7 protein-coding genes are annotated in these 5,317 nt (G+C 38.4%); 3 read left to right on the top strand and 4 right to left on the bottom strand.

Going from position 1 to position 5,317, the window contains the following annotated elements:
- Both ACF8EG_RS15865 and ACF8EG_RS15860 read left to right on the top strand, forming a co-directional pair.
- Nucleotides 1–164, top strand: a 164-nt coding sequence (locus tag ACF8EG_RS15865; protein ID WP_392419531.1) for an IS3 family transposase, incomplete at its 5' end; no start/stop codon positions are given.
- Nucleotides 165–226: 62 nt separating this feature from the next.
- The gene (locus ACF8EG_RS15860; protein WP_005483224.1) at nucleotides 227–436 is read left to right on the top strand and encodes a hypothetical protein; all 210 of its coding nucleotides are present in this window, start codon (nucleotides 227–229) and stop codon (nucleotides 434–436) included.
- 225 nt (nucleotides 437–661) lie between these two features.
- Here the strand turns inward: ACF8EG_RS15860 and ACF8EG_RS15855 are convergent, their stop codons facing one another.
- The 3 genes from ACF8EG_RS15855 to ACF8EG_RS15845 form a co-directional block, all read right to left on the bottom strand.
- Nucleotides 662–826: a hypothetical protein gene (locus tag ACF8EG_RS15855; RefSeq protein WP_005483300.1), complete on the bottom strand. Its 165-nt coding sequence runs from the start codon at nucleotides 824–826 to the stop codon at nucleotides 662–664.
- 392 nt (nucleotides 827–1,218) lie between these two features.
- Entirely contained in the window at nucleotides 1,219–3,444 is a 2,226-nt protein-coding gene (gene rnr, locus ACF8EG_RS15850; protein WP_069507341.1) for a ribonuclease R, read from the bottom strand.
- A gap of 294 nt (nucleotides 3,445–3,738) precedes the next feature.
- On the bottom strand, nucleotides 3,739–3,951 hold the full coding sequence (locus ACF8EG_RS15845) for a cold-shock protein (protein WP_005483265.1): 213 nt from the start codon (nucleotides 3,949–3,951) through the stop codon (nucleotides 3,739–3,741).
- 906 nt (nucleotides 3,952–4,857) lie between these two features.
- On the opposite strand from ACF8EG_RS15845, the gene ACF8EG_RS15840 reads away from it, so the two are divergent.
- On the top strand, nucleotides 4,858–5,061 hold the full coding sequence (locus ACF8EG_RS15840; RefSeq protein ID WP_005483162.1) for a hypothetical protein: 204 nt from the start codon (nucleotides 4,858–4,860) through the stop codon (nucleotides 5,059–5,061).
- A 105-nt stretch (nucleotides 5,062–5,166) separates the two neighbouring features.
- Here ACF8EG_RS15840 and ACF8EG_RS15835 read toward each other — a convergent pair.
- Nucleotides 5,167–5,317, bottom strand: a 151-nt coding sequence (locus tag ACF8EG_RS15835) for an IS3 family transposase (RefSeq protein ID WP_392411757.1), incomplete at its 5' end; no start/stop codon positions are given.

Genomic DNA, 5,317 nt, shown 5'->3' with positions numbered 1-5,317 from the left:
ATTCGATGAAGGTTGAAGCGATCCAGTACGAACCGATCATGACCAGAGATGAGATGCGCCAAACAGTCTTCGAGTACATTGAGGTTGATTATAATCGGACGAGAAGGCACAGTACTCTTGGGTATCTAAGCCCAGTTAACTTTGAACAGAAAAATGTCGCTTAATGAAGTGTCCAGTCTGGCTGGAGCAGATCACATCTTCACGCCCCCACAGAAGGAACAATACTATGCCGACCTACCAGGTCACTTACTTCAACGCGAAACACGCCGTGATGGATAGCGAAGCTATCTTCATGAAAAACCTAACGAACGCAAAGCGCTCAGCAGAGCATCATGCGCCAGAGGGTACTGACCAAATTGAAATCAAAGATTTAATGGATCAAGTGCTGACTCGATTGACGCCTGAGCAAGGCTGGATTGATAGCACCGAAGAGTGATATTGCTTAGCAATCACGGTTCGTTTGGAGTGTCATCAATAAATACACAGGCTTGATTAGTTTTTCGTATTAACCTTTGACATAGTTTAATTTGTTTGTCTGTCAAAGCCTGTTCACGGTTGAGTTGATCGAGTAAACCTGCAAGCATGTCTCTGTCCAAGTTACTCAGTTTTTCAGAATGCATGAGGAGTGTCGTATTGATAAGTTCAGAGAGGTTTCTTGAACTCACAATCCCCATTCCTTATCCCACTTCTTTTGTTCCTCAATCTCTTCTATTCGTTTGCGGACATCCTTTCTCTTTAACTCTTCTGGTATCCGCTTAATCCCTTTTCCTTTCGGATTAAGACCAAGTTGTTTCTGCTTTTGTGTCGGTTTAAGTAACTTGCTCACATATAATCCTATTTTTTAATGGTCAACTTAATTTCACACCACATCCATGTTGGCTATGAAAGAGACAATGATACTACACAAGTCAGCACAAAATAGACACAAGCGTGTTATATGCTTATCTAAATTAGCTAAACTTAAATTAATTAAGATAAGACTCTCTCAATTAATTGTGGCATTTCACTTTTCATAAAAAGTCTGAAAATCTCAAACCTTGCTATTTATAGAAAGCCATGCATACCAAAGTTAGTGTACATCGTGTCCTCACTATGTTGATTTGGATACCAATGTTGTAACGTACTATGTGCCAGTTTTTCCGTGGCAAATTTTGGCTTAACACAGAAAGCCAAAAACTGTTAACAGTAGATACCAAATCATCACGTTCTCAATTACTTTTAAGCAAAGTTAAATATAATTTTTCTTTGCTTAGAATCGATGTCTTTAACGGTAATGTTTACTTGAGTACCAAGTGTAATAGTTGTCGTTTGGCTTGAGATTTTTTGTTTGATCGCATCAAATTCAAAATCGCCATTTTGAAAACTGGATAAAGGTATGAGACCTTCAATTCTGTTTTCCTTCAGCTCTACAAAAACACCAAAGTGCGTAACTCCAGAAACGGCTCCCGTGAAGTTTCGCCCAATAAATGGTTTCATGTAGTGACATTTCAGTGCTGATTCAACCTCACGACTTACTTCATCAGCTTGGCGAGATTGATGTGAACAGTGCACACTAAGTTGCTCAATCTCTTTTGTATCGTAAGGGTAACTATTCGAAATCCCTGCTAGCTGGCGTATCGGCTTGAGCTTCATTAACAGGCTACGTAATTTACCAGTAGTTTTCTCTCGAAGTTTGGCACGGATGGCACGATGAATGAGTAAATCAGGGTAACGACGAATTGGAGATGTAAAGTGTGCGTAAGCATCGTATGCTAAGCCAAAGTGGCCCAAGTTTTTAGGCGAATATTCAGCTTGGCTTTGAGAGCGCAGCAGCAAGGTACGTATTATGTCACACTCATCCAAATCTCGAACTTGATCTAAAAGTGCGTTGTAGTCGTGAGACGTTGGCTTGTCACCCCCCGCCAAAGTTAACCCTTTTTCCGCAAGTAACATTCTCAGTGAGGTTAGCTTTTTCATCTGAGGGCCAGAGTGGACACGATATAGGCTCGGTATTTTATTTAGCTCTAGAAATTGCGCAGTAGCAACGTTAGCGCACAGCATAAACTCTTCGATCATTCGGTGAGCGTCATTTCGAACAACAGGGACGATAGAGGCAATCTTCTTTTTGTTGTTTAGCTTAAAAGCGAGTTCTTGTGTATCAAAGTCAATCGCTCCACGAACTCTGCGTTGGCCAGATAAGTTCAAATATAAACGATGAAGATTCACCAAATACTGCGCAATATTATTTTTAGGGTTGTTGCTTTGGTATGTTGTTTTAGCCGAAGATTGCATGATAATGCGGTTAGCGTCGTCGTACGTTAATCTGGCATGAGAGTGAATGATGCCTTCAGAAAACTCTGAATCTAGCATGTTACCCTCATCATCAAAGGTCATCTCGCATACCATTACTAATCTGTCTTCATTGGGGTTTAGTGAACACAAACCATTAGATAGAGACTCTGGCAGCATTGGCACAACGCATCCAGGGAAATAAACGGATGTAGCGCGACTCTGCGCTTCAAGATCTAAATGATCATTTGGTTTAACGTAGTGAGATACGTCAGCAATTGCGACGAATAGCTTCCACTGACCGTTGTCCATTTGATACCCATAAACAGCATCATCAAAGTCTTTTGCGTCATCACCATCAATAGTGACAAAAGGTAAATCTCGATAGTCCACTCGTGATGTCTTGTCCTTTTCTTCCACCTGAGAGCCGAAGGCAGAAGCAGCATCAAGTACGTCTTTATCCCATTTGTCATTGATTCCATGACGACGCAAAGCCAATTTCACTTCTATACCAGCTTCTCCCGGACGCCCTAGCACTTCCGCTACCTCAACGGTAGTTGGTTGTCTATGGTCTGGGTAAGTATTGATTTTACAGTGGACAAGTTTGCCGACATTTTTAGCAATCAGTTCATTTGGAGTGACGTAAATGGTTTGAGTTAACTTCGAGTTTTCTGGCAATAAGTAGAGTTTAGAGCCTTTTCTTTTTAACAAACCCACTATGTGAGTTGTTTTTCGCTCCACGATCTTGATAAACCGATGGTTTGAACGACCTTGTTGCTGCGGATGTCCTTTCAACACCAGTACAATATCACCATCAAACACATGACTAAGTTGATGCTTTGGTAAGAATAGATCTTTCTCATTATCGTCGTAGGTGAGAAAACCAAAACCGTCCGCATGGATGCTTATCTTGCCGGTTACTAACGATGATTGATCTACTCTCTTGTAGCCTTTTCTTCTCGTAAAAATAAGCTGACCATCACGTTCCATGGCTCTTAAGCGTTTTTTTAAGGCATTTTTCTCAGGCTCGTCATTCAAACCAGATGAATGAGAAATCTGTTCATAGCTTAAGTAGTTTTTTACTTTATCGAATAGGCTAAGAATAGCATCTCGGCTAGGAATAACATTGTCATATTTAGTGTGGTTTAGTGATTGAGCGGATATATTTAATTTCATTTAATTCTCTTTTTATTCGCCAATCGCTTTTAATATAAACCTATTTATATGAGCAAAGCACTAGGCGAACTGATTCATTCTTGAATCATATTAGTTATTATGTGGGTATTTATTGGCATTTTGCCAAAGGTATATACTGAAATGACTTATTAGACGGGGCTATTTGCGTAGCAAAGTGAGGTGAATCTTAACGTTTAAGTTCAAGTGACTTGGGTATATAAATTTGGATGAAAGTTTGTGATGATAAAAAGAAGAGATAATAGGCACCAACGAATGTTGATGCCATAGAGTCGGTTACATTACAGTAACTTCGCCTGCTTGCAGACCTTTTTTACCTTGCTCAACAACGTAAGATACTTTTTGGCCCTCAGAAAGTGTTTTGAAGCCAGTTGAGACAATTGATTGGAAATGAACAAACAAGTCTTCACCACCATTCTCTGGAGAAATAAAGCCGAAACCTTTAGTTTCGTTGAACCATTTTACTGAACCAGTTGATTTATTAGACATAGATACCTCTATATAAGATAATTTTAATAGTAAATGTTATAGCTAATAAGCGCTATTATATGATTTAGAGATATATATTTTTTCGCAGGAACGTAAACGAGGAAATCGATGAAGAACTGAGAGAAATTTGATCTTAAAATAATTAAATAGCTCTTTTCTTAAGAGCTGATGTGCAGTATACCGATAAAATTACTAAAGGCTAGCTTTTTATTTTTTATTTTTACCTTATAACTTTAACAGTAGTTCTTTCCTGTAGAACGTGTTATGCAATAGAAAAACTCTAACTAGTGATTACTTTCTGGTACTAGTTACTAAAGAGCTATCTCATGTTGTAATTTATGAAATTACAACAAACTCAAAGCTAAATCCATGATTAGATTAAATTTTTATTTCTAGGTAAGCTTTATAAAAGCAAATGTTTAGAAAGATCTTGCACCTACTCAAATGAGGAAAAACGGGAAATACCTATCTATTTACTTCAATGAGTGTATAGTGAGGTCAGCTCCGAAACGTGAGCTATTGATGAAACATACAGTTCGAGTCTCTTCTTAGTTTTTTTCGAGTCATATCGTTATACAACTCCCATAGCAACTTATTCTTTATCTTCCATTAAATAGCCCCCAGTTTGGTTTTTAACTATAAAAAATAGCTTCATAGACTGTAACCCTATTTAAAAAGGTCCAACTTAGAATTTTGAACTAAACATGAAGTAAAAGTTCTTTTAGTTGTGATTTTTGACCATTTAGATACGTTATCCTTTGGAGCTATTCTTTATCATTGTTAATGAGCACTTATAGTCGTATGTTGAAACAGGCTTACTTCAGCCACTTTAGGCTATCCTTCATGTAAAAATATAGCCTGCATATTCAATGTACTTTTGATGAATATGTTCAAACAGGAACAAGAATGAGAAAAAAACGAGATAAATCTCCAAGAAAATACAAAAAAAGCGGCTACGAGGTTAAGTTTGAGCAGATGGTTAAAGAATACCATGATGCCAAAGAGACGCTAGAATCAATGAAAGAAGGTTCTGAGGAGTATAATAAGCAGAAAAATCTCTGCGAATCTCTGTTTGCTAGTGCTGAACGCTTCTTTAAGCAAAATCAGTAATACTATAAAGAATTAGACCTAATTCTATAGTGATTGTGGTGTGCAAGTGTCAACCGCTTCGCATCACTATCATTCTGATCTGCTCCAGCCAGACTGGACACTTCATTAAGCGACATTTTTCTGTTCAAAGTTAACTGGGCTTAGATGCCCAAGAGCACTGTGCCTTCTCGTCCGATTATAATCAACCTCAATGTACTCGAAGACTGTTTGGCGCATCTCATCTCTGGTCATGATCGGTTCGTACTGGATCGCTTCA

This window comes from Vibrio sp. YQ_11, assembly GCF_043103065.1.
GTDB classification, from domain to species: domain Bacteria; phylum Pseudomonadota; class Gammaproteobacteria; order Enterobacterales; family Vibrionaceae; genus Vibrio; species Vibrio parahaemolyticus.
Note: the sequence above shows the minus strand (reverse complement) of the source record. Positions and strands in the feature narration are given on the sequence as shown.